The 22,851-nt window shown below is 71.8% G+C and carries 21 protein-coding genes and 2 pseudogenes; 11 read left to right on the forward strand and 12 right to left on the reverse strand.

Annotation, left to right across the window (positions count from 1 at the left end; all coding sequences use genetic code 11):
• Nucleotides 1–123 precede the first annotated feature (123 nt).
• From nth to ABS41_RS01070, 6 genes are read right to left on the reverse strand one after another with little or no spacing between them, the layout of a single operon-like run.
• Entirely contained in the window at nt 124–813 is a 690-nt protein-coding gene (nth, locus tag ABS41_RS01045) for an endonuclease III (protein WP_290589232.1), read from the reverse strand.
• On the reverse strand, nt 810–1,454 hold the full coding sequence (rsxE, locus tag ABS41_RS01050) for an electron transport complex subunit RsxE (RefSeq protein ID WP_290589235.1): 645 nt from the start codon (nt 1,452–1,454) through the stop codon (nt 810–812). Before rsxE ends, nth begins: the two co-directional genes overlap by 4 nt.
• On the reverse strand, nt 1,451–2,125 hold the full coding sequence (rsxG, locus tag ABS41_RS01055) for an electron transport complex subunit RsxG (RefSeq protein ID WP_290589238.1): 675 nt from the start codon (nt 2,123–2,125) through the stop codon (nt 1,451–1,453). The genes rsxE and rsxG overlap by 4 nt, the downstream gene beginning before the upstream one ends.
• Nucleotides 2,122–3,168, reverse strand: coding sequence for an RnfABCDGE type electron transport complex subunit D (locus ABS41_RS01060; RefSeq protein ID WP_290589243.1), 1,047 nt, complete (start codon nt 3,166–3,168; stop codon nt 2,122–2,124). The genes rsxG and ABS41_RS01060 overlap by 4 nt, the downstream gene beginning before the upstream one ends.
• Nucleotides 3,165–4,661, reverse strand: coding sequence for an electron transport complex subunit RsxC (gene rsxC, locus ABS41_RS01065; protein ID WP_290589245.1), 1,497 nt, complete (start codon nt 4,659–4,661; stop codon nt 3,165–3,167). The genes ABS41_RS01060 and rsxC overlap by 4 nt, the downstream gene beginning before the upstream one ends.
• 14 nt (nt 4,662–4,675) lie before the next feature.
• Nucleotides 4,676–5,458 (reverse strand): enoyl-CoA hydratase-related protein, encoded by a 783-nt coding sequence (locus tag ABS41_RS01070; RefSeq protein ID WP_290589248.1) that lies wholly within the window; start codon nt 5,456–5,458, stop codon nt 4,676–4,678.
• Between the two features lie 157 nt (nt 5,459–5,615).
• Between ABS41_RS01070 and ABS41_RS01075 the strand changes: the two genes are divergently transcribed.
• The 3 genes and pseudogenes from ABS41_RS01075 to ABS41_RS01085 all read left to right on the forward strand — a co-directional run bounded on the left by ABS41_RS01075 (nt 5,616) and on the right by ABS41_RS01085 (nt 8,046).
• On the forward strand, nt 5,616–6,332 hold the full coding sequence (locus ABS41_RS01075; protein WP_290589251.1) for an FKBP-type peptidyl-prolyl cis-trans isomerase N-terminal domain-containing protein: 717 nt from the start codon (nt 5,616–5,618) through the stop codon (nt 6,330–6,332).
• A 54-nt stretch (nt 6,333–6,386) separates the two neighbouring features.
• Nucleotides 6,387–7,195: pseudogene (locus ABS41_RS01080) on the forward strand (DUF1289 domain-containing protein).
• Complete coding sequence (locus ABS41_RS01085) at nt 7,192–8,046, forward strand: sulfurtransferase (protein ID WP_290589254.1); 855 nt, start codon at nt 7,192–7,194, stop codon at nt 8,044–8,046. The pseudogene ABS41_RS01080 and the gene ABS41_RS01085 overlap by 4 nt, the downstream one beginning before the upstream one ends.
• Here ABS41_RS01085 and ABS41_RS01090 read toward each other — a convergent pair whose 3' ends face one another.
• From ABS41_RS01090 to ABS41_RS01100, 3 genes are read right to left on the reverse strand one after another with little or no spacing between them, the layout of a single operon-like run.
• Nucleotides 8,047–8,433, reverse strand: a complete 387-nt coding sequence (locus ABS41_RS01090) for a hypothetical protein (protein ID WP_290589257.1) — start codon at nt 8,431–8,433, stop codon at nt 8,047–8,049. It lies immediately after the preceding gene.
• Nucleotides 8,430–9,179, reverse strand: a complete 750-nt coding sequence (locus ABS41_RS01095; protein ID WP_290589260.1) for an enoyl-CoA hydratase/isomerase family protein — start codon at nt 9,177–9,179, stop codon at nt 8,430–8,432. The genes ABS41_RS01090 and ABS41_RS01095 overlap by 4 nt, the downstream gene beginning before the upstream one ends.
• 5 nt (nt 9,180–9,184) lie before the next feature.
• Nucleotides 9,185–10,654: a DUF4139 domain-containing protein gene (locus ABS41_RS01100; protein WP_290589263.1), complete on the reverse strand. Its 1,470-nt coding sequence runs from the start codon at nt 10,652–10,654 to the stop codon at nt 9,185–9,187.
• A 38-nt stretch (nt 10,655–10,692) separates the two neighbouring features.
• Here ABS41_RS01100 and ABS41_RS01105 point away from each other — a divergent pair, with 38 nt between their 5' ends.
• Complete coding sequence (locus ABS41_RS01105) at nt 10,693–11,139, forward strand: copper chaperone PCu(A)C (RefSeq protein ID WP_290589267.1); 447 nt, start codon at nt 10,693–10,695, stop codon at nt 11,137–11,139.
• Between the two features lie 13 nt (nt 11,140–11,152).
• Here ABS41_RS01105 and ABS41_RS01110 read toward each other — a convergent pair whose 3' ends face one another.
• Both ABS41_RS01110 and uvrA read right to left on the reverse strand, forming a co-directional pair.
• Nucleotides 11,153–11,557: a thioesterase family protein gene (locus tag ABS41_RS01110; protein ID WP_290589270.1), complete on the reverse strand. Its 405-nt coding sequence runs from the start codon at nt 11,555–11,557 to the stop codon at nt 11,153–11,155.
• A gap of 38 nt (nt 11,558–11,595) precedes the next feature.
• A pseudogene (gene uvrA / locus ABS41_RS01115) lies at nt 11,596–14,412 on the reverse strand (excinuclease ABC subunit UvrA); the annotation flags it as partial.
• Nucleotides 14,413–14,614: 202 nt separating this feature from the next.
• On the opposite strand from uvrA, the gene rplU reads away from it, so the two are divergent.
• The 3 genes from rplU (at nt 14,615) to cgtA (ending at nt 16,430) form a co-directional block, all read left to right on the forward strand.
• Entirely contained in the window at nt 14,615–14,926 is a 312-nt protein-coding gene (rplU, locus tag ABS41_RS01120; protein ID WP_290589273.1) for a 50S ribosomal protein L21, read from the forward strand.
• An 18-nt stretch (nt 14,927–14,944) separates the two neighbouring features.
• Nucleotides 14,945–15,205: a 50S ribosomal protein L27 gene (gene rpmA, locus ABS41_RS01125; RefSeq protein WP_290589276.1), complete on the forward strand. Its 261-nt coding sequence runs from the start codon at nt 14,945–14,947 to the stop codon at nt 15,203–15,205.
• 151 nt (nt 15,206–15,356) lie between these two features.
• Nucleotides 15,357–16,430, forward strand: a complete 1,074-nt coding sequence (gene cgtA / locus ABS41_RS01130; RefSeq protein WP_290589279.1) for an Obg family GTPase CgtA — start codon at nt 15,357–15,359, stop codon at nt 16,428–16,430.
• Nucleotides 16,431–16,563: 133 nt separating this feature from the next.
• Here the strand turns inward: cgtA and rpsT are convergent, their stop codons facing one another.
• Nucleotides 16,564–16,833 (reverse strand): 30S ribosomal protein S20, encoded by a 270-nt coding sequence (gene rpsT / locus ABS41_RS01135; protein WP_290589282.1) that lies wholly within the window; start codon nt 16,831–16,833, stop codon nt 16,564–16,566.
• Between the two features lie 125 nt (nt 16,834–16,958).
• Here rpsT and murJ point away from each other — a divergent pair, with 125 nt between their 5' ends.
• The 4 genes from murJ to lspA are packed head-to-tail and all read left to right on the forward strand — an operon-like array spanning nt 16,959 to nt 22,844.
• Entirely contained in the window at nt 16,959–18,542 is a 1,584-nt protein-coding gene (gene murJ, locus ABS41_RS01140; RefSeq protein WP_290589285.1) for a murein biosynthesis integral membrane protein MurJ, read from the forward strand.
• 23 nt (nt 18,543–18,565) lie between these two features.
• Nucleotides 18,566–19,522, forward strand: a complete 957-nt coding sequence (locus tag ABS41_RS01145) for a bifunctional riboflavin kinase/FAD synthetase (protein WP_290589288.1) — start codon at nt 18,566–18,568, stop codon at nt 19,520–19,522.
• 59 nt (nt 19,523–19,581) lie between these two features.
• A complete protein-coding gene (gene ileS / locus ABS41_RS01150; RefSeq protein ID WP_290589724.1) occupies nt 19,582–22,344 on the forward strand; it encodes an isoleucine--tRNA ligase in 2,763 nt (920 codons plus the stop codon).
• Nucleotides 22,341–22,844 carry a signal peptidase II gene (lspA, locus tag ABS41_RS01155; RefSeq protein ID WP_290589728.1) on the forward strand — a complete coding sequence of 168 codons (504 nt, stop codon included), beginning with the start codon at nt 22,341–22,343 and terminating at the stop codon, nt 22,842–22,844. Before ileS ends, lspA begins: the two co-directional genes overlap by 4 nt.
• Nucleotides 22,845–22,851 lie beyond the last annotated feature (7 nt).

The raw sequence follows: 22,851 nt of genomic DNA on the forward strand, positions 1-22,851 counted from the left end.
AATTCCCGTCGGCCACGGCCGGCCCCGATTTGCTGCTTAGACACCAACAAATCTACCGGGTCGGCCGTGCGCCACTCCCCTCAGTTGGGAGAAGAACCATTTTTTGAAGCAAGGGAACCAGGTTCATTTTCCGGCCGGACCCGGGGCTTTGCCCCCGGTTCGGTCGGAAAATGAACCTGGTTCCTTCGTCTTGTCCTTGAACCGGCACAGGTCACGGATCACGCACTGCGGGCAGTCGGGCTTGCGCGCCTTGCACACGTAGCGCCCGTGCAGGATCAGCCAGTGGTGGGCGTCGAGCCGGTATTCGGCCGGCACCGCCTTGAGCAGCTTGTCCTCGACCGCGCGCACGGTCTTGCCCGGCGCCAGGCCGGTGCGGTTGGAGACGCGGAAGATGTGCGTGTCCACCGCGATGGTGGGCTCGCCGAAGGCCGTGTTGAGCACCACGTTGGCGGTCTTGCGGCCCACGCCCGGCAGGGCCTCGAGCGACTCGCGGTCGCGCGGCACCTCGCCGCCGTGCTTCTCCACCAGGATCCGGCAGGCGGCGACCACGTTCGCGGCCTTGGCGTTGAACAGGCCGATGGTGGAGATGTACTTCTTCAGCCCGTCCTCGCCCAGGTCGAGGATGGCCTGCGGCGTATTGGCGACCGGGAACAGCTTGCGCGTGGCCTTGTTCACGCCCACGTCGGTGGCCTGGGCCGAGAGCGTCACCGCCACCAGCAGTTCGAAGGGTGTGCTGTACTCGAGCTCGGTGGTCGGTTTCGGGTTGAGTTCCTTCAGGCGCGCGAACAGTTCGCGCCGGTCCGCCGGCTTCATGCCGCGCCCCCGGCCGCGCGCAGGCGCCAGGCCTGGCGCAGCGCCACCAGGCAGGCCAGCACGCCGAAGGCGCCGATCGGCAGCAGGGCCAGCACGAAGCCCGGGTAGCCGGCCACGGCGAGTTCGAGGCCGGGCAGGCCCAGCAGCTCGCCGGCACCGGCGAACAGGCTGCCTTCGCCCAGGGCCTCGCGGATGCCGCCGATGGCCAGCAGCACCCAAAGGAAACCCAGGCCCGTGGCGAAGCCGTCGAGCGCGGCGCGGGCCGGGTCCTGGCGCGAGGCGAAGGCCTCGGCGCGGCCCATCAGCGCGCAGTTGGTGACGATCAGCGGGATGAACAGGCCCAGCACCGCGTGCAGCCCCGGCAGGAAGGCGCGCATCGACAGCTCGATGGCGGTGACCACCGCGGCGATGACCATGATGAAGGCGGGAATGCGCACGTCGCGGCGGGTGGCGCGGCGGATGGCCGCCACGACGGTGTTGGTGGCGGTCAGCGCCAGCACCGTGGCCAGTCCCAGGCCCAGCGCGTTCACTGCGTTGTTGCTGACCGCCAGCAGCGGGCACAGGCCGAGCATCTGCACCAGGCCGACGTTGCCGCTGGACAGGCCGTATTCGAGGATGGCGCGGGGCGTGGGGGAACTCATCGGGCGGGCGGCGGGTCGGCGGGCGCGTCGTTGAAGGAAAGTGTAGCGCCGGCCTCGGCCCCGCGGACCGCGTCGCCGTGCTCGGCCACGAACTGCAGCGCGCGGCGCACCGCCGCCACCACCGCACGCGGCGTCAGTGTCGCGCCGGCGAACTGCGCGAATTCGCCGCCCTCGCGCTGCACCCGCCAGCGCGCCGGCTCCGGGTCGCCGAGGGCGCGGCCGGTGAAACGGGTGATCCAGTCGCTGCGGCCGGCCTCGATGTCGTCGCCCAGGCCCGGGGTTTCCGCATGCGCCGTCACCCGCACGCCGAGCACGCGGCCGCCCTGGTCGATGGCGATGAGCAGGCGGATCGGGCCGCCGTAGCCGTCGGGCGCGGTGGCGTCGAGCACCAGCGCCACCGGCGCGTCGCCGCGGCGGGCGCGACGCACGGTGGATTCGGGTTGGCCCAGCCAGCCCGGCGCACGCACGCTCACCGCGTCGGCGATCGGGTCGTTGTCGTGCAGCGCCGCCGGCAGCACGATCTGCAGCGCCTCGCGCTGGGCCCGGTGTTCGCTCTCGGCGATGCGCTCGCGGGTCAGCGCCCAGGTGCCGGCCAGCAGCACGGCCGCGGCCAGCCCGGCCAGCGCCAGCTGCGCGGCGGCCCGCAGCGCCTCGCGCGGTGCGCCGCTCATGGCGCGCGGCCCTCGCCGAGGATGCGCGGGCGGGTGTGGGCGTCGATCCAGGGCGCGGCGCAGTTCATCAGCAGCACCGCGAACGCGACGCCGTCCGGGTAGCCGCCCCAGCGCCGGATCGCCAGCGTCAGCACGGCCACGCCGGCGCCGAACACCAGCCGCCCGCGCGGCGTGGTGCAGCCGCTCACCGGGTCGGTGGCGATGAAAAACGCGGCCAGCACCAGTGCGCCGGAAAACACGTGCTGCAGCGGCATCGGGTGCAGGTCGGGGTCGAGCAGCCAGAAGGGCAGGGTGAGCAGCACCGTGGTGCCCAGCGTCGCCACCGGCACCTGCCAGGGAATCAGTCGAAGCCACAGCAAGGCCAGGCCGCCGAGGGCGAAGAAGTTGGCCACCCATTCCCAGCCGCGGCCGCCGAAATCGCCAAACAGCGGCGTGCCGCGGATTTCCGACAGCGTCACGCCCTGGCTCGACAGCGTGCGCACGGTGTCGAGCGGCGTGGCCTGCGCCAGCGTGTCCCAGGCCCAGGGCGGCGGCAGGGTGCCGGTGAGGATGGCCACGAGGCTGTCGGCCAGGCCCGGCGCTGGCAGCGCGCCCTCCAGACCGGCCGGCGCCAGCCACTGGGTGAACACGCGCGGGAAGGCCAGCAGCACCACCGCCAGCCCTACCATCGCGGGGTTGAACAGGTTGTGGCCCAGGCCGCCGAAGAGGTGCTTGGCCACCACGATGGCGGCGAACATGCCGATCGCCGCCAGCCACCACGGCGCCAGCGGCGGCAGGCACAGCGCGAACAGCACGGCGGTGAGCGGCGCGCTCAGGTCGGTGAGGAAAGGCCGCAGCGGCTGGCCGCGGGCCTTGAGCATCGCGGCTTCGAATACCAGCGCGAACGCGGTGGCCAGCGCGATCTGGATGACGATGCCCGGCCCGAAGAACCAGGCGTGCGCGGCCACGCCCGGCGCCAGCGCCAGCAGCACGCGTGCCATCACGCCGCGCACGCTGCGGCGCGACGGCAGGTGCGGCGCGGGGGCGGTGTCGAAGGTCCTCATGCGGGCTCGTCCGGATTTTGCTGGGCGGCGCGGCGGGCGCGGGCGCGTTCGAGCGCCGCGGCCACGGCCTCGGGGCTGGCGGCCGCGGCCTTGCGCGCGGCCAGCCGCGCCTCGCGTTCGGCGGCCTCGCGTTCGAGCCGCTGCTGGCGCGCCTCGAATCGGGCCTTGGCGGCCGCGGCATCGGCGGCGTCGGCATCGCGCGCGAGCAGCGCGCCCTTGGCGCGGCGGAAGGTTTCGGTCAGCGGGATGTGGCTGGGGCAGGCGAGGTCGCAGCAGCCGCATTCGATGCAGTCGGGCAGGCCCTGCTCGCGTGCGTCGTCGAGCCGGTCCGCGCGCGCCTGCCAGAGCAGCTGCTGCGGCAGCAGGCGCGCCGGGCAGGCGCTGGCGCAGTCGCCGCAGCGGATGCAGGGCATATCTTCGGTGGCCGGGCGCAGGTCGCGTTCGCCCAGCACGAGCACGCAGTGCTGGGTCTTGCCGATCGGGAAGTCGTCGTGCGCCAGCGCCGTGCCCATCATCGGCCCGCCCAGCAGCAGCCGTCGCGCCAGCGGCGTGTAGCCGCCGGCCAGTTCGACCAGGTGCGACACCGGTGTCCCCAGCGGCACCAGGAAGTTGCCCGGCTGCGCGACGCCCGGGCCGGTGACCGTCACCACGCGTTCCACCAGCGGCTCGCCCAGCGCCACCGCGCGCCAGGCAGCGCGGGCGGTGCCGACGTTGAAAACCACGATGCCCAGGTCGCGCGGCAGGCCGCCGCGCGGCACTTCCCGGCCGGTGAGTGCCTGGATCAGCTGCCGCTCGCCGCCGGCGGGGTAACGCGCCGGCACGGCAACGACTTCGATGTCGCCGCCGTCTTCGGCCGCCGCGGCGCGGCAGGCCGCCAGCGCCTCGCGCATGTCGTCCTCGACCGCCAGCAGCACGCGCCTTGCGCCGGCCGCACGTGCCAGCAGACGCGCGCCGCGCAGCACCTCCCCGGCGTGGGCGCGCAGCAGGGCGTCGTCGCAGCTGATCCAGGGCTCGCATTCGGCCCCGTTGATGATCACCAGCTCGCGTGCGGCATCGAGCTTGCCGGCGGTCGGGAAGCCGGCGCCGCCGAGGCCGACCAGGCCCGCTTCGGCGATGCGCGTGCGCAGGGCCCCGGGCGCCGCATCGTCGGGCAGCGGCGCAAGCAGCGCGGCTTCGGCCGAGCCGGTGGGTTCGAGCACCAGGTGGGGCACGGCGGGCGCGCCCTGGCCGGGCAGCGGCCGGTCCTCGATGGCGAGCACGCGGGCGGCCAGCGGCGCATGCACCGGGGCGCCCGATCCTTCGGGCAAGGCCAGGACCTGGCCGCGGGCCACCCGCTCTCCCACGGCCACCACCGGACGGGCCGGCAGGCCGGCGTGCTGGCGCAGGGCCAGCACCAGCCTTGGCGGCGGTGGGCAGGCACGCAGGCCTCCGGCCGCGGAGGCGGCCTTGTGGCCCTCGAGCGCCAGGCCGCCGTGGATGGCGTGCAGGTGCACGGCCGGTGCCGGCCTCAGCGGCCGCTGAACTGCGGCTTGCGGCGGGCGAGGAAGGCGCTGGTGCCTTCCTTCATGTCCTCGGTGGAGAAGGTCACCGCGAACACCTGGGTCTCGTGGTCGAGCGCGGTGTCCAGTGGCGCTTCGCCGCCCAGCAGCACGGCGTCGAGGATGCCGCGCAGGGCCAGCGGCGCGGCGTTGGCGAGCTGGTTCGCGAGGGCGTCGACCTCGGCGTCGAGCGCATCGGCCGGCACCACGCGGTTGACGATGCCCAGGGCCGCTGCGCGGGTGGCGTCGATCGGAGCGCCCAGCAGGCACAGTTCCAGGCAGGCGGCGCGGCCGGCCAGGCGCAGCAGGCGCTGGGTGCCGCCGAAGCCGGGCACCAGGCCGAGGTTGATTTCCGGCTGGCCCACCCTGGCGGTGTCGGCGGCGATGCGCAGGTGGCAGGCCATGGCCAGTTCCAGGCCGCCGCCCAGGGCGAAGCCGTTGATGCGGGCGATGACCGGCTTGCCCAGGCGCTCGATGCGGGTCATCAGGGCCTGGCCGTGGGCGGAGAAGTCGCGCGCCTGGGCCGGGCTCAGGCCGTTCATCTCGGCGATGTCGGCGCCGGCGACGAAGGCCTTGGGGCCGGCGCCGGTGAGCACCACCACGCGCACGCCCGGGTCGCGGCCGGCGGCCTCGAAGGCCGCGTGCAGCTCGCTCAGGGTGGCATGGTCGAGGGCATTGAGCTTGTCGGGGCGGTTGAGGGTGATCCGGCGGATCGCGCCCTGGTCCTCGACCAGCAGGTTGCGGTGGTCCATGGGGGTGAATCTCCTTGCAGGGGAACTCTCGGCACCGCGCCCGGTCTGAGCGCCGGCCACGGGAAAGTGTCAGTGGCGGTTAAGCCGTGCGGGGGCTATCCTAGCGCGGCGTTCGGGGCCCCACATCGCCCCATCCAAATCAACCGGAGATTCCCTGATGAAGTTGCGTTTGATCGCTGCCGGCATGGCGGCCCTCGGCCTGAGCGCCAGCATGGCCCTGGCCCAGACCGCCCCGGCGAACCCGCCGCAGCCGCCGCCGGCCAACAAGCCGGTGCTCAGCTACGCCATCGGCTTCGACATGGGCAAGGACCTGGTCGGTCCGGGCATGGACATCGACCTCAACGCGGTCATCAAGGGTCTCCAGGACGGCTACGCCAAGCGTGCGCCCCAGTACCCGACCGAGCAGATGGAAGGCCAGCTGGTCGCCCTGCAGATGCGCCTGGCCAGCCAGGCCCGCGCCGATTTCGAGCGCCAGGCCAACGAGAACAAGGCCGCTTCCGACGCCTTCCTCGCCCAGAACCGCAGCAAGCCGGGCATCACCGTGCTGCCCAACGGCATCCAGTACCGCGTGATCGAGCCGGGCACGGGCGCAAAGCCCAATGCCAAGAGCACGGTGCAGTTGCACTTCCGTGGTTCGGTGTCCTCGGGCCGTGAGTTCGCCAACACCCTCGCCACCCAGGACGCCCAGCCGTCCACCCACGTGGTCGAGGAATTCCCGGTGCCGGGCATCCGCGAAGTGCTGCCCCTGATGGCCGCTGGTTCGCGTTGGGAAGTGTTCCTGCCGCCGGACCAGGGCTTCGCCAACAACCCGCGCTCCCCGGTCGGTCCGGGCCAGGCGCTGGTGTTCGAAGTCCGCCTGATCAGCGTCAAGTAATCCACGCGGGGCCGCGCCGGCGACGGCGCGGCCCCGTGCTTTTCTGGTCTTCCAATGTCCAACGCCTTCGGCTTCCGAGCGGTGCTCAGCCCCTGCATCGGCGTTTGTTCGCTCGACGCCGGCGGGCTGTGCGAAGGCTGCCATCGCAGTACGGCGGAAATCGCCCGCTGGTCGCAGATGAGCGACGATGAACGCCTGCACCTGATGGAGGTCGTGCTGCCTGGCCGCGAGGCCGCGCGCGCGTGACCCTCCCGCAGGATCCGTTCGAACGGATCCCCGCCGCCCTGCATCCGCTGGGCGAGCCCCCCGCCGGACCCGGCTGGAACCAGGCCGAACTGGCCGACCTGCTGCCCCCGAACCTTCCGCTGCGTCCCGCCGCCGTGCTGGTGGCCCTGGTCGAACGCCGCGATGGCCCGCAGGTGCTGCTGACCCGTCGTACCGAAGTGCTGCGCCACCACGCCGGCCAGGTCGCCTTTCCCGGCGGCCGCATCGAGCCCGACGACGCCGATCCCGTCGCCGCGGCGCTGCGCGAGGCGCGCGAGGAAGTGGGGCTGAGCGATGCCCTGTCGTCGCCGCTGGGCTACCTCGATCCCTTCGTCACCATCACCGGTTTCCACGTGTTTCCGGTGGTCGCCTCCGTGCGCGGCGGCTTCGTGCCGGTGCCGGATCCGTCCGAAGTCGCCGAGGCCTTCGAAGTACCGCTGTCGTTCCTGCTCGACCCGGCCAACGTGCATTCGCACGAAGTGGATTTCCAGGGACGCCGCCGCAACGTGCTTGAGTATCGTTTTGCCGGGCACCGGATCTGGGGCGCCACGGCGGCGATGCTGGTCAACTTCCGCCAGCGACTGGAGAAGCAGCGATGAACTGGACGACCCTCGTATCCGCTCCTGACTTGCTGGCGCGCCTGGGCGCGCCCGGACTCGTGCTGGTGGACTGCCGCAACGTCGCCGGCGGCGCGGATACCCAGGGCGGTCGGGAAGCCTGGAAGCAGGCGCACCTTCCGGGCGCGGGTCATGCCCACCTCGACGAAGACCTGTCGGACAAGCGCAAGCCGGCGTCGGAAGGCCGCCATCCGCTGCCGGACGCCGAAGCCTTCGCCGCGGTGCTGGGGCGCCTGGGCATCGGTCCGGACGACCAGGTGGTGGCCTACGACGCCGGGGATGGTTCGATGGCCGCGGCGCGCCTGTGGTGGCTGCTGCGCCTGTGCGGGCACGCGCGCGTGGCGGTGCTCGACGGCGGCCTGGCGGCCTGGCAGGCGATCGGCGGCCCGATGGATGCGAGCACGCCGAAGGCCAGGCCACCGTATCCCCTGCGCCTGGACCTTTCGCGCGTGGCGCGAGTCGAGGAAGTGCAGTCGCGCCTGGGCGAGGCCCCTGGCTGGCTGCTGGACGCACGCCCGGCACCGCGCTTTCGCGGCGAGGTCGAACCGCTCGACCCAGTCGCCGGCCACATCCCCGGAGCCCGCAACCGCCCGCTCCAGGACAATCTCGTCGATGGCCGCTTCAAGCCGGCGGCCCGGCTGCGGGAAGAGTTCGAGGCGCTGCTTGCCGGCCGTGCGCCGGGCGAGGTGGTGCTGTCCTGCGGTTCGGGCGTCACCGCCTGCCACAACCTGCTGGCGATGGAACATGCCGGGCTGCATGGCGCGCGCATCTTCGCGGCCTCGTGGAGCGGCTGGGTGAGTGATCGTTCGCGTCCGGTGGCCACCGGCGACTGATCAGGGCGCGAGCCTGTCCCGGCCCGACTGCACGGGCATCACTTCGACGCGAACCAGCGGATGGCCGTCCACGGTCATGCGCCAGCGGCCGTTCTCCAGCCGCGGCGGCTGCTGCACCTCGAAGCGTGCGCCCAGCGGGCGCGGGCCGATGCGGAAGCCGCGGCCGTCGAAGCCGTGCACCGCGCCCTCGATCGAAATGCGCGAGCCGCCGGAAACCCGCTCGTAGTCGGCGTGGCCGCCGGGGGTGATGACCAACAGCACGCCGTCGCCGCGCCAGTGACCCGCGTAACTGGCGTATTCCGGCGGCAACGGCTGCTCGCCGCAGGCCGCCAGCACCAGGCAGGCCAGCGCCAGCAGCGGCAAGCGGCTCGAGCGCGCCGCGTTCATTTCTTCAGGCGGGCGACCAGGGCCTGCAGCGCAGCCTGCGTGGAGGGCGAATTCCACTCGGCAAGGAAGGCGTCGAGGTCGTCGTCGCGGAAGGATTCGAGGGCGGCCACCAGGTCGGCGCGGGCGATGCGGCGTGTGGCCAGCATGGCCTCGCCCGGCAGCGCCAGCAGCTCCTGCAGCCACACCTGCGCGCGCTTGGTGACGTGTTCGGCATCGGTCAGTTCGTCCACCAGGCCGATCGCCAGCGCCTGCTCGGATTCCACCAGCGCACCGGCCACCAGCAGGCGCTCGGCGCGATACGGGCCGACCACGCGACGCATCAGGTGCTGGATGGCGTCGGGCGCGACCAGGCCGACCTGCACCTCGTTCAGGCCGATGCGGAAGGGGCCGCGCGCCATGATGCGGTAGTCGCAGCACAGCGCCAGCACGCAGCCGCCGGCCGGGCTGTGGCCGCCCAGGGCTGCGACCACCGGCACCGGCGAGCCGGCGATGGCGCGCGCCGCCGAGAACAGCGAGGCCCAACCGGCCTTGAGCCCGGCGGCGTCCAGGCCCATCAGGTGCGGCACGTCCATGCCGCCGGAGAACACGCGCTCGCCGCCGGAAAGGATGATGGCCTTCGCGCCCTGCGCCGGCGCCGCCTGCACGGCGGTGCGCAGCGCCACCAGCAGCTCGGGCGTGAGCGCGTTGACCGGCGGGCGGGCCAGGCGGATTTCGTGGATCGGCCCTTGGGCGTTGATTTCGATCATGTCGGTCAGGGAATCCGGACGTCGGGGGCCCAACGATATCGCACCGTGTAGCTCAGTTGCGCTTCGCCGCCCGCCGGCACCCTGAGCTCGAAGCCCGCGAGCTGCGCATCGAGCTTGCGCGCCGGCACGCTCGAGGCCGTGATTTCCCACTCGCTCCAGCGCGGCAGCGACTCGCGCAGGTGCACGGTGGCGGCCTCGGGCTTGGCGTTGCGCAGCACCACGGTGACGGTTTCAGTCATCGTGCGGCCGCTGCGGTCGAGCTGGAAATCGTCGCGGCGGCGCTCGGCGGTGAGGTCGAAGGCCGTGCCCAGCGCCAGCTCCACGCGGGCCTCGGCCGGCGTGTGGGCGAGGCTGGCTTCGCCCAGCAGCTCCGTGCCGTCGAACACCCGTACGCGACCGGCCGGCAGCGGCAGGCCCAGGCCGCGGGCCTTGCGGTTCTCGAAGGCCATCAGGGCGGTGACCGGCGGTTTGTCGGCGGCGGGGCCGAAGTTGGCATCGATGATCGGGTGCGGCGGCTGCCACTGGCCCATCGAAGAATCGACCTGGTAGCGACGCTCGCAGGGCAGGGCGTCCACCGGGTCGATAAGCGGCAGGCGCTGCACGCTGCCCTGGGGCAGGTCGCCGGTGCCGGGCAGGCGATAGGCGTGGTACTCGCCGGAGGCCTCGGGCATCGGCGCGGCGTCGGCCATCACCATGCCGCGCTCGGCCTTGGCCATCATCGGCGAGGGCGCGTAGCCGCCGTCGGACACGCGATTGGGCTGGCCCGCGACCAAGGTCAGGGCCACGCCGCGGAAATCGGCGCCCGAACCGTTGGCCACCAGCGCCGCGCCGTCCAGGCGCATGCGGCAGGCGTTGCCCTGGCCGGACAGCGTGGCCTGGTACTCGGCGCGCCAGGCCAGGCCGGCGGTGGCGTAGTCGAGGTCGAAGGATTCGCGGCCGGCGCGCGGGGCCGACAGGTTCCAGGCGATGCCCGGTTCGGTTGCCACGCCTTCGGGCAGGCTGGGCAGTTCGAAGCCCGACCAGTTCGAGAGCGCCTTCACCCGCCCGTCCGCCAGGCGCAGCACCAGGCCGTCGCCGGCGGCGAGCAGGGTGCCGGTGCTCGACTCGCGCTGGTTGCCCACCGCGTGCTCGACCACCACGGTCTTGCCGATCGCGCGCTGCAGCAGCGCCTGCTGGCCGGCCTGTCCGAAGTCGTAGCGCTGGCCGCGCACGCGCGCCGCGCCGACCGGCTCGAGCCGCACCGAACCGACGTCCAGCAGCGGCGGCAGGCCGCCCTGGCGCACCTCGTTGTCGCCGGCGCGCAGGTCCCAGGCCACGCGGGCCTGGTAGCGGGCGTGGCCGGCACCGCTGGCCATGCCGCCGGACTGCACGACCGACTCGTAGCCGCCGCTGTAGATGGTCAGTCGCGGCGCCTGCGCCCAGGCGGGCGTGGAGAGCGCGGCGGCAACGGCAAGGCAGATCAGGGAAGGCTTCATTCAGGGCTCCTCGACGGGCGTGGGATTACTATAGGGCCATGAACGCACAGCTTCTTTTGGCGGGGTTGCTGGCCCTGCTTCCCGCTTCAGCCGCCGTTGCGGCGGAGCCGGCCGCTTGCCTGCCGGTCGTCGAAAAGCCGTGGGTGCGCTCGGCGCCGCCCGGTGCCAAGACGCTGGCCGGCTACCTCGTGCTGCGCAATCCCTGCGCGGCGCCGGTGGTGGTGGTGGATGTCGAGAGCCTCGACTTCGGCATGCCGATGATCCACCGCACGGTGGAGGAGGACGGCATGAGCCGCATGCGCGCCGCCGGCCGGCTCGAGCTGCCGCCCGGCGGCGAGCTGCGCTTCGAGCCCGGCGGCCTGCACCTGATGCTGATGCGCCCGCTGCGGCCGCTGGCCGAGGGCGACGTGGCGCGCGTGCGCCTGGTGCTCGAGGACGGGCGCCGCGTGTTCGCGCAGTACCCGGTGCGGCGCGAGGCGCCCTGAGCCGCCCTGGGCTTCAGGCCGCCGGTTCGCAGGCGGCGCGCACCTTCCCGGGCAGCGGCACGCTCTGGCCGCTGCGGTCCACCCACACCAGCACGGTGTGGCCGTCGCAATACAGCACGTTCGGGTCGGTCGCCGAGGTGATGCGGTGCTCGAGCGTCAGGCTCTTGCCGCCGACGCGCCCGGCGATGAGTTCGATGCGCACCGTCTCGGGCCAGTTGATCGGCCGGCGGTAGTTCACCGCCACCGCCGCCATGATCGGCGCCGCCGTCTCGCCGGCCCAGTCCTCGCTGAGCGACTTGAACCAGCGCACGCGCGCTTCCTCGATGTAGCCCAGGTAGCTGGCGTTGTTGACGTGGTCGAAGGCGTCGAGGTCGCGCCAGCGCACCTCCAGCTCGACCTGGTGGACGACGTGGCTCATGCCTTCTTCCTTTTCTTCGGCGCCGCCGGCGCGCCGGCCAGCAGCTTGGCCAGGAACCGGCCGGTGTGCGAATGCGGGTTGGCGGCGATGTCTTCCGGCGTGCCCTCGGCCAGGATCATGCCGCCGCGGTGGCCGCCCTCGGGGCCGAGGTCGACGATCCAGTCGGCGGTCTTGATCACGTCGAGGTTGTGCTCGATCACCACGATGGTGTTGCCCTCGTCGCGCAGCTTGTGCAGCACGGCCAGCAGGTGCTCGATGTCGTGGAAGTGCAGGCCGGTGGTGGGCTCGTCGAGGATGTAGAGCGTGCGGCCGGTGTCGCGGCGGCTGAGCTCCTTGCTCAGCTTCACGCGCTGGGCCTCGCCGCCCGAGAGCGTGGTGGCCGGCTGGCCGAGCTTGATGTAGCTCAGGCCCACGTCCACCAGGGTCTCGAGCTTGCGCGCCAGCGCCGGCACCGGCTCGAACAGCGTGAGTGCGTCCTCGACGGTCATCTCGAGCACGTCGTGGATGGAGTAGCCCTTGTAGAGGATCTCCAGCGTCTCGCGGTTGTAGCGCTTGCCGTGGCAGACGTCGCAGGGCACGTAGACGTCGGGCAGGAAGTGCATCTCCACCTTGATCAGGCCGTCGCCCTGGCAGGCCTCGCAGCGGCCGCCGCGCACGTTGAAGCTGAAGCGGCCCGGCGAGTAGCCGCGGGCGCGCGCCTCCGGCACCTGCGCGAACAGTTCGCGCAGCGGCGTGAACAGGCCGGTGTAGGTGGCCGGGTTCGAGCGCGGCGTGCGGCCGATCGGGCTCTGGTCGATGTCCACCACCTTGTCGAACAGGTCCAGGCCGACCACCTCGCGGTGCGGCGCGGCGGTGTGCGAGGCGCCGTTGAGCTCGTTGGCGGCCAGGTGGTAGAGCGTGTCGTTGATCAGCGTGGACTTGCCCGAGCCGGACACGCCGGTGATGCAGGTGAACAACCCGGCCGGGATCGACAGGTCCACGTCCTTGAGGTTGTTGCCGCTGGCGCCGCGCAGCTGCAGCATCATCTTGGGGTTGGGCTTGTGCCGCTGCGCCGGGATCTCGATGCGCCGGCGGCCCGAGAGGTAGTCGCCGGTGACCGAGCGCGGCGCCTTGAGCACGTCGTCGTAGCTGCCCTCGGCCACCACCTCGCCGCCGTGCACGCCGGCGCCCGGGCCGATGTCGACGATGTGGTCGGCCAGGCGGATGGCGTCCTCGTCGTGCTCGACCACGATGACCGTGTTGCCCAGGTCGCGCAGGCGGGTGAGCGTGCCCAGCAGGCGCTCGTTGTCGCGCTGGTGCAGGCCGATCGAGGGCTCGTCGAGCACGTACATCACGCCCACCAGGCCGGCGCCGATCTGGCTGGCCAGGCGGATGCGCTGGGCCTCGCCGCCCGAGAGCGAGTCGGCCTTGCGCTCGAGCGTGAGGTAATCGAGGCCCACGTCCACCAGGAAGCGCAGGCGGTCGTGGATCTCCTTGACGATCTTGGCGGCGATCTCGCCGCGCCAGCCGGCCAGGCGCAGGTGCGAGAAGAATTCCAGCGACTCGTCCACCGGCAGCTTGGTGATCTGCGGCAGGGTGCGCTCGGCCACGAAGACGTTCCGAGCCGCGCGGTTCAGGCGCGCGCCGCCGCAGTCGGGGCAGGGGCGGTCGGAGATGAACTTGGCCAGCTCCTCCTTGACCACCTGCGACTCGGTCTCGCGGTAGCGGCGCTCGAGGTTGGGCACGATGCCCTCGAACTTGTGCTTGCGCTGGGTGCGGCCGCCGGACTCGGTGAGGTAGGTGAAGGTGATCAGCTCCTCGCCGCTGCCGTAGAGCACGGCCTGGCGCACCGATTCGTCGAGCGACTCCCAGGCGGTGTCGGGGTCGAAGCCGTAATGCTTGGCCAGCGAGGCGATGAGCTGGAAGTAGTAGGCGTTGCGGCGGTCCCAGCCGCGCACGGCGCCGGCCGCCAGGCTCAGCTCCGGGTGCACGACCACGCGCGAGGGGTCGAAGAACTGGGTGATGCCCAGGCCATCGCAGGACGGGCAGGCGCCCATCGGCGCGTTGAACGAAAACAGGCGCGGCTCGAGCTCGGGCAGGGCGTAGTCGCAGGCCGGGCAGCTGAACTTGGAGGAGAACAGCAGCGGCGGCACCGTGGCGTCGTCGAGGTCCTGCACCTGGGCCAGGCCGTCGCCGAGCTTGAGCGCGGTCTCGAAGCTCTCGGCCAGGCGCTGCTTGAGGTCCTCGCGCGGCTTGAAGCGGTCGATCACGGCCTCGATGGTGTGTTTCTGGCGCAGGGCCAGGGTGGGCACGGCGTCGAGCTCGTGCAGCTGGCCGTTGACCCGCACGCGCACGAAGCCCTGGGCGCGCAGCTGGTCGAAGACCTGGGCGTGTTCGCCCTTGCGGTCGCGCACCACCGGGGCCAGCAGCATGTAGCGGCGGTCGGCCGGCAGGGCCAGCGCCTGGTCCACCATCTGGCCGACCGTCTGGGCCTCGAGCGGGTAGTGGTGGTCCGGGCAGCGCGGGGTGCCGACGCGGGCGAACAGCAGGCGCAGGTAGTCGTAGACCTCGGTGATGGTGCCGACGGTCGAGCGCGGGTTGTGCGAGGTGGACTTCTGCTCGATCGAGATGGCCGGGCTCAGGCCCTCGATGTGGTCGACGTCGGGCTTCTCCATCACGCTCAGGAACTGCCGGGCGTAGGCCGACAGGGACTCGACGTAGCGGCGCTGGCCCTCGGCATAGATGGTGTCGAAGGCCAGGGAGGACTTGCCCGAGCCGGACAGGCCGGTGATCACGATCAGCCGGTTCCGGGGCAGGTCGAGGTCGATGTTCTTGAGGTTGTGGGTGCGGGCACCGCGGATGCGGATGGTGTCCATGCGCCGGGGAAGGCTCCTGAGCGGCTGGCGGAATCGGGAACCGGGCAGTCTAGCAGCCCGGGCCAGTCCGGCCGGCTACACCGGGTGAAAGTCCTTTGTGGACAGGGGCTTGCGTCTGGCGCCCGGCAAGCCCTATAATTCCGCTTCTGTCCCGTCGACCGCGGGCAGGTTCGTCCAAAATAACTACAGAGGAATCCCGGTCATGTACGCAGTCATCGTTACCGGCGGTAAGCAGTACCGCGTTATGCAGGGCGAGACCCTGAAGGTCGAGAAGATCGACCTCGAGGAAGGCAAGAGCTTCGAGATCGACAAGGTCCTGATGCTCGGCGACGGCGAGAACGTGAAGGTCGGTGCCCCGACCGTCAACGGCGCCAAGGTCACCGCGACCATCAAGTCGCACGGCCGCCTCGGCAAGGTCCGCATCGTCAAGTTCCGTCGCCGCAAGCACCATCGCAAGCAGATGGGCCACCGGCAGTATTTCACCGAAATCGAAATCACCGGCATCGCCGGCTAAGCACGAGGAGCATTCGTCATGGCACAGAAAAAAGGCGTAGGCTCGTCCCGCAACGGCCGCGATTCCAACCCGAAGTACCTCGGCGTGAAGATGTTCGGCGGCCAGGCCATCGAGGCCGGCAACATCATCGTCCGCCAGCGTGGCACCGAGTTCCACCCGGGCCCGGGCGTCGGCCTCGGCCGCGACCACACCCTGTTCGCCCTCGTGGACGGCGTGGTGGATTTCTCGGTCAAGGGCCCCAAGAAGCGCCGCACCGTGAGCGTGGTCCCGGCGGCCTGATCGCCGCCCGGTTCCGCCGCAAGGGCCCCGCTTCGGCGGGGCTTTTGTTTTCAGACCCCCGGCCAGCCGGCGTGGCGCCCTTCACGGCGCGGCGCCGACGGCCCACAATCGTGGCGCAGGCCCCCCGCGGTCGCCGCCTGGGACATTACCCGTGAAATTCGTTGATGAAGCGCAGATCACCGTCACCGCCGGCAATGGCGGCAACGGCTGCATCAGCTTCCGGCGCGAGAAGTTCATCCCGCTCGGCGGGCCGGACGGCGGCGACGGCGGCGACGGCGGCAGCGTGTGGCTGCAGGCCGACGAGAACCTCAACACCCTGGTGGACTTCCGCCACCAGCGCCACTACCGCGCCCAGCGCGGCCAGAACGGCATGGGCCGGCAGATGTTCGGCAAGGCCGGCGAGGACGTGGTGATCCGCGTGCCGGTGGGCACCGAGGTGATCAACGTCGGCACCGAGGAGATCATCGGCGACCTCACCCGCCACGGCGAACGCCTGCTCGTCGCCCAGGGCGGCCTGGGCGGCAAGGGCAACGTGCACTTCAAGAGCTCGGTCAACCGCGCGCCGCGCAAGGCCGGCCCGGGCACCGAGGGCGAGGAGCGCGAGATCCGCCTCGAGCTCAAGCTGCTGGCCGACGTGGGCCTGCTGGGCTTCCCCAACGCGGGCAAGTCCACCTTCATCCGCGCCGTGTCCGCGGCCACGCCGAAGGTGGCCGACTACCCGTTCACCACGCTCTACCCGAACCTGGGCGTGGTCAGCGTCGAGATGGACCGCAGCTTCGTCATCGCCGACATCCCCGGCCTGATCGAGGGCGCGGCCGACGGCGCCGGCCTGGGCGCGCAGTTCCTGCGCCACGTCCAGCGCACCCGCCTGCTGCTGCACCTGGTGGACATCGCGCCCTTCGACGAAGGCGTCGACCCGGCCGAGCAGGTGCGCGCCATCGAGGCCGAGCTGCGCAAGCATGACCCGGCGATGCTGGAGAAGCCGCGCTGGCTGGTGTTCAACAAGGCCGACCTGCTGCCCGAGTCCGAACGCGAGGCGCGCGCCAGGGCCGTGGTCGAGGCCCTGGGCTGGAAGGAACCTTGGTTCGTGGTCTCGGCCATCGGCCGCGAGGGCACCTGGCCGATCGTGCTCAAGGTGCAGCAGTTCTTCGACGACCAGAAGGCGGCGGCGCTCGAGGCCGCCGAGGACGCCGCGGCGCGCGCGGAGATGGCGCGTGGCGGCTGAGGGTTTCGCCCCGCGCCCGCAGGCCGGGGCAGTTCGCCCGGCCGCATACCGGGCGGGCGAAAGACAGGCAGCAAAAAGGCCGGCTTGCGCCGGCCTTTTCTCGCCGATCGCGGCGCCTTGCGGCGCCGGCGGATCAGGCCTGCTTCAGGGCCTTGATGTGGGCGCTGATGCGGCTCTTGTGGCGGGCGGCCTTGTTCTTGTGGATCAGGCCGCGCGACGAGTAGCGGTCCAGGATCGGCTGGGCGACGGCGAAGGCGGCTTCGGCGCCGGCGGCGTCCTTGGCGTCGAGGGCCTTGATGACCTTCTTCACGGCGGTGCGCAGCATGGAACGCTGGCTGGCATTGCGGGCGTTGCGGACGACGGTCTGCTTGGCGCGCTTCTTGGCGGACTTGATGTTGGCCACGGAGGGCTCCTGGAATCGTTGGACGGTGGCCGCAGCGAGACGCCCTGGCCGGGAAATGGGGGTGGAAAGACCCGAAATTATGGTCGATTCAGTAGCTTGAGTCAAACACCCCCCGGGAGGCCGGCATGAGCCCGCCCGAGGGGGGCAAGGCCCGGGGCGGCGGCCTGCTGCGCTCGACCGCCGTCTTCAGCGCCATGACCCTGCTTTCGCGCCTGGCCGGCTTCGCCCGGGACGTGGTCCAGGCCCAGGTCTTCGGCGCCGGCGGCATCGTCGACGCCTTCGCGGTGGCCTACCGCATCCCCAACTACCTGCGCCGGATCTTCGCCGAGGGCTCGTTCGCCTCGGCCTTCGTGCCGGTGCTGTCCGAGCTGCGCCAGCGCGGCGACGAGGCGGCCCTGAAGGACTTCCTCGACCACGTGGCCGGCGCCCTGTGCGCCACCGTGCTGGTGGTCAGCGGCCTGGGCCTGCTGGCGGCGCCGCTGGTGGTGGCCCTGATCGCCCCCGGCATGCTCGACGACCCGGCCAAGTTCGGCCTGACCACCGACCTGCTGCGCATCGTCTTCCCCTACCTGGCCCTGGTCTCGATGACCGCCCTGGCCGGCGCCGTGCTCAACAGCTTCCAGCGCTTCGCCCTGCCGGCCGTGACCCCCGTGCTGCACAACCTGGCCGTGATCGCCGCCATGCTGCTGCTCGCGCCCCTGCTGGCGGTGCCGATCAAGGCCCTGGCCTGGGGCGTGCTCGCGGCCGGCGTGCTGCAGCTGGCCCTGCTGTGGCCGGCGATGGGCCGGCTGGGCCTGCGCCCGCGGCTGCGCCTCAACCTGCGCCACCCCGGCGTGCGCCGGGTGGGCGCGCTGATGCTGCCCACCCTGTTTTCGTCCTCGGTGGCCCAGCTCAACCTGATCTTCGGCACCCTGTTCGCCTCGCTGCTGGTCGACGGCAGCCAGAGCTGGCTCTATTACTCCGACCGTCTGGTCGAATTCCCGCTCGGCCTGTTCGGCGTGGCCCTGGGCACGGTCATCCTGCCGCACCTGGCGCGTCGCCACGCCGACGCCGACACCGCCGGCTACGCCGCCTCGCTCGACTGGGGCCTGCGCACGGTGCTGCTGCTGGCCATCCCGGCCGCGCTGGGCCTGGCCCTGCTGGCCGAGCCGCTGGCGATCGTGATCTTCGAGCGCGGCCAGTTCCTGCCCGGCGACAGCCACATGACCGCGCTCAGCCTGATGGCCATGAGCCTGGGCATTCCCGGCTTCATGGCCAGCAAGGTGCTGCTCTCGGCCTTCTACGCCCGCCAGGACACCAGGACGCCGATGCGGGCCGCCGTGGCCACGGTCCTGATCAACGTGGCGCTGACGGCGGCCATTACCACGCCGCTGTGGCTGGGCGCCGTGCCGGGCGCACACGCGGGCATCGCCCTGGCCACCGGCCTGGCCGGCCTGGCCAATGCCGGGCTGCTGTGGCGCGCCCTGCGCAAACAGGCCGGCTTCCGGCTCGAGCCCGGCTGGGGCCGGCACCTGCTGCGGCTGCTGGTGGCCAGCCTGGCGCTGGCGGCGGCGGTGCTGGCGGCCGTGCAGGCCGTGGGCGACTGGCGCGCCTGGTCGGGGCTGGCGCGCTGGGGCCTGATGCTGGCGGTGGTGGCAGCGGGCGCCGGCGCCTACGGACTGGCCCTGCTGGCCCTGGGCTGGCGTCCGCGCGAACTGCGCGGCCGGTGAGTGGGCCCGGCTATAATTTCCGGATGAACAAGCTGTTCCGGGACGTCGAGGGCAAGCCTGCTTGCCCGCAGGGCAGCGTGGTTTGCATCGGTGCCTTCGACGGCCTCCACCGGGGGCACCAGGCCCTGGTCGGCCACGTGCGCGCGCGTGCGCGGGCCACCGGCCTGGCCGCAGTGGCGCTGAGCTTCGAACCCCTGCCGCGTGAATTTTTCGCCCCGGCCACGCCGCCGGCGCGCCTGCTGCTGCCGCGCGCCAAGTTCGAGGGCCTGCGGGGCCTGGGCATGGACGTCGTCGGCCTGCTGCGCTTCAACGCGGCGATGGCGGCGATGTCGGCCGAGGCCTTCGTCGAGCGCGTGCTGGTGCAGCGACTGGCCGCGCGCGAGGTGTGGGTGGGCCCGGAGTTCCGCTTCGGCCACCGCCGCGCCGGCGACCTGGGCCTGCTGCAGGCCCTGGGCGAGCGCCATGGTTTCACCGCGGCCGAAGTGCCGGTGGTGGCCGACGCCGCCGGGCGCGTTTCGGCCAGCGCGGTGCGTGCGCACCTGGCGGCCGGCGACCTCGACGCCGCCGCGGCCGCGCTGGGCCGGCGCTACGCCATCGCCGGCAAGGTGGTGCGCGGCAAGCAGCTCGGGCGCCAGCTCGGCTACCCTACGGCCAACCTCCGGCTGGCCGGCAAGAAGGCGCCGCTGGGCGGCATCTTCGCGGTCTGGGTGCACGGCATCGGCCCGGTGCCGCGCGCCGGCGTGGCCAGCCTGGGCACGCGGCCGACGGTGCAAGGCGTCGAGCCCCTGCTCGAGGCCCATGTGTTCGACTTCGACGGAGATCTGTACGGCTCGCGCATCGAAGTGGAGTTCGTCGCCAAGCTGCGCGACGAGGAAAAATTCGACGACCTGCCGTCCCTGGTGCGCCAGATGGACGAGGATGCCCGGCAGGCCCGGCGCGTTTTGCGCCAAGACAGGGAAGAACGCGGAGTGACGGCGTGAGCGAGAACGGCGGCAAGGACTACAAGCACACCATCAGCCTGCCCGAGACGGCATTCGCGATGCGCGGCGACCTGCCCAAGCGCGAGCCGGGCATGCTGGCCGGCTGGCAGCGGCAGGGCCTGTACCAGCGCGTGCGCGAGAAGGCCAGGGGCCGGCCGCTGTTCGTGCTGCACGACGGCCCGCCGTATGCCAACGGCTCGATCCACATCGGCCACGCGGTCAACAAGATCCTCAAGGACCTGGTGGTGAAGTCGAAGCTGCTCTCGGGCTTCGACGCGCCCTACGTGCCGGGCTGGGACTGCCACGGCCTGCCGATCGAGCTGGTGGTGGAGAAAAAGCACGGCAAGGTCGGCCAGAAGCTCGACGCCGCGCAGTTCCGCGCCAAGTGCCGCGAGTACGCCGCCGAGCAGATCGCCGGGCAGTCGAAGGATTTCCAGCGCCTGGGCGTTCTCGGCGACTGGGACAACCCGTACCGCAGCATGGACTTCAGCTTCGAGGCCGACATGCTGCGCGCGCTGGCGAAGATCGTCGAGCGCGGGCACCTCACGCGCGGCGTCAAGCCGGTGCACTGGTGCTTCGACTGCGGCTCGGCCCTGGCCGAGGCCGAGATCGAATACGCCGACAAGGTCTCGCCGCAGGTGGACGTGGCGTATGACGCATACGAGCCCCGGGCCGTGGCCGCGAAGTTCGGCGCCGACGCCGGCGACGCCATCGTCGCCGTGCCGATCTGGACCACCACGCCCTGGACGCTGCCGGCCTCGCTGGCCGTGACCCTGGGCGCCGAAATCGACTACGTGCTGGTCGAAGGCCCGGCCCGCGACGGCAAGCGCGTGCTGCTGGTGCTGGCCGAGGCCCTGCACGAGGACGCGCTCAAGCGCTACGGCGTGGAAACGCCGGTCGTGCTCGGCCGCGCCACCGGCGAGGCGCTGGAAGGCGTCGTGTTGCGCCACCCGTTCTACGAGCGCGACATCCCCGTCCTCCTCGGCGACCACGTCACCACCGACGCCGGTACCGGCGCGGTGCACACGGCGCCCGGCCACGGCCAGGAGGACTACCAGGTCGGCGTGAAGTACGGCCTGCTCGAGAAGTACAAGCAGCCCGTGCTCAACCCCATCGGCGGCAACGGCGTGTACCTGCCGGGCACTCCGCTGGTGGAGGGCCAGTACATCTGGAAGGCCAACGACTTCATCACCGGCCTGCTGGCCGAGCGCGGCGTGCTGCTGGCCTCGGGCAAGATGGAGCACAGCTACCCGCACTGCTGGCGCCACAAGTCGCCGGTGGCCTTCCGCGCCACGCCACAGTGGTTCATCTCGATGGAGCAGGCGCACCTGCGCCGCGATGCATTGAAGGCGGTGCAGGGCGTGCAGTTCGTGCCCGACTGGGGCCAGGCGCGCATCGCCGGCATGGTCGAGGGCCGCCCGGACTGGTGCATCAGCCGCCAGCGCACCTGGGGCGTGCCGATCACGCTGCTGATCCACAAGGTCAGCGGCGAGCCGCACCCGCGTTCGGTGGAGCTGATGCGCGCCGTGGCCGACCGCGTGGCGGAGCAGGGCACCGATGCCTGGTTCTCGCTCGATCCGGCCGAACTCGTTGGCGCCGAAGCGGCCGACTACGAGAAGGTCACCGACATCCTCGACGTGTGGTTCGATTCGGGCGTCACCCACGAGGCGGTGCTCGCCGCGCGCGCCGGCGACGGCCTGCGCAAGCCGGCCGACCTCTACCTCGAGGGCTCCGACCAGCACCGCGGCTGGTTCCAGAGCTCGCTGCTCACCGGCGTGGCCATGGACGGCGTGGCGCCGTACAAGGCGGTGCTGACGCACGGCTTCACCGTCGACGCACAGGGCCGCAAGATGTCCAAGTCGGTCGGCAACGTGGTCGAGCCGCAGAAGGTCAACGACGCGCTCGGCGCCGACGTGCTGCGCCTGTGGGTGGCCTCGGCCGACTACCGCAACGAGATGTCGGTGTCCGACGACATCCTCAAGCGCAGCGCCGACAACTACCGCCGCATCCGCAACACCGCGCGCTTCCTGCTGGGCAACCTGCATGGCTTCGACCCGGCCGCGCACCTGCTGCCCAACGACCGGCTGCTGCTGCTCGACCAGTGGGCCGTGCACCGCGCCTTCGAGCTGCAGCAGAAGATCCGCGCCGCCTACGACGCCTACGATTTCGCCGCCGTGGTGGCCGCGGTGCAGAACTTCTGCACCAACGACCTGGGCGCGGTGTACCTGGACGTCACCAAGGACCGCCTCTACACCATGCCGCGCGACAGCCACGGCCGCCGCTCGGCGCAGAGCGCGATGTTCCGCATCGCCGAGGCCTTCGTGCGCTGGATCGCGCCGGTGCTGAGCTTCACCGCCGACGAAATCTGGCAGCACCTGCCCGGCGAGCGCGAGGGCCACGTGCTGTTCACCACCTGGTACGAGGGCCTGGCGCCGCTGCCGGCGGGCGCCGCGCTCTCGGCCGCTGATTTCGACGCGCTGCTGGGCCTGCGCGAGGAAGTGAGCAAGGTGCTCGAGCCGATGCGCGCCGGCGGCCAGATCGGCGCCTCGCTCGAGGCCGAGGTCGACCTGACGGTGGGCCCGGAGCTGGCCACGAAGCTCGCCCCGGTGGCCGACGAGCTGCGCTTCTTCTTCATCACCTCGCGCCTGTCGCTGCAGGCGGGCGAGGGCGTGAAGGTGCAGGCGGCGGCCTCCTCGCACGGCAAGTGCGTGCGCTGCTGGCACTACCGCGCCGACGTCGGCAGCCATGCCGACGACCCGCAGCTGTGCGGCCGCTGCGTGCAGAACGTCAACGGCGCCGGCGAAACCCGGCGGTGGTTCTGATGTCGCGCCCGTCGCCCAACGCGCTGTCCTGGCTCGGCCTGTCGGCCGTGCTGCTCGTGGTGGACCAGTGGAGCAAGTGGCTGGCCACGGCCAGCCTGGAATACGCCCGCCCGGTGCCCTTCATCGAGGGCTTCTGGAACTGGACCCTGGTGCACAACTACGGCGCCGCCTTCAGCTTCCTGTCCACGGCCGGCGGCTGGCAGCGCTGGTTCTTCACCGGGCTGGCGGTGGTGGTCAGCGTCGCCCTCGTGGTCGGGCTGGCGCGCACGCCGCGGACGGACTGGCGCACGGCGCTGCCCTTCGCCCTGATCATCTCCGGCGCGATCGGCAACGTGATCGACCGCGTGCGCTACGGCTACGTCGTGGACTTCGTCGACTGGTACGTGGGCGACTGGCACTGGCCCGCGTTCAACGTGGCCGACGCCTGCATCGTCGCCGGCGCCATCGGCCTGGTCGTCTTCAGCTTCAAGGAGCCGGCAGCGCCCGGCAAGGGCGCATAATCCCGCC

The sequence above is a fragment of the Arenimonas sp. SCN 70-307 genome, from assembly GCF_001724815.1.
In the GTDB taxonomy this organism is placed as follows: Bacteria; Pseudomonadota; Gammaproteobacteria; order Xanthomonadales; family Xanthomonadaceae; genus Arenimonas.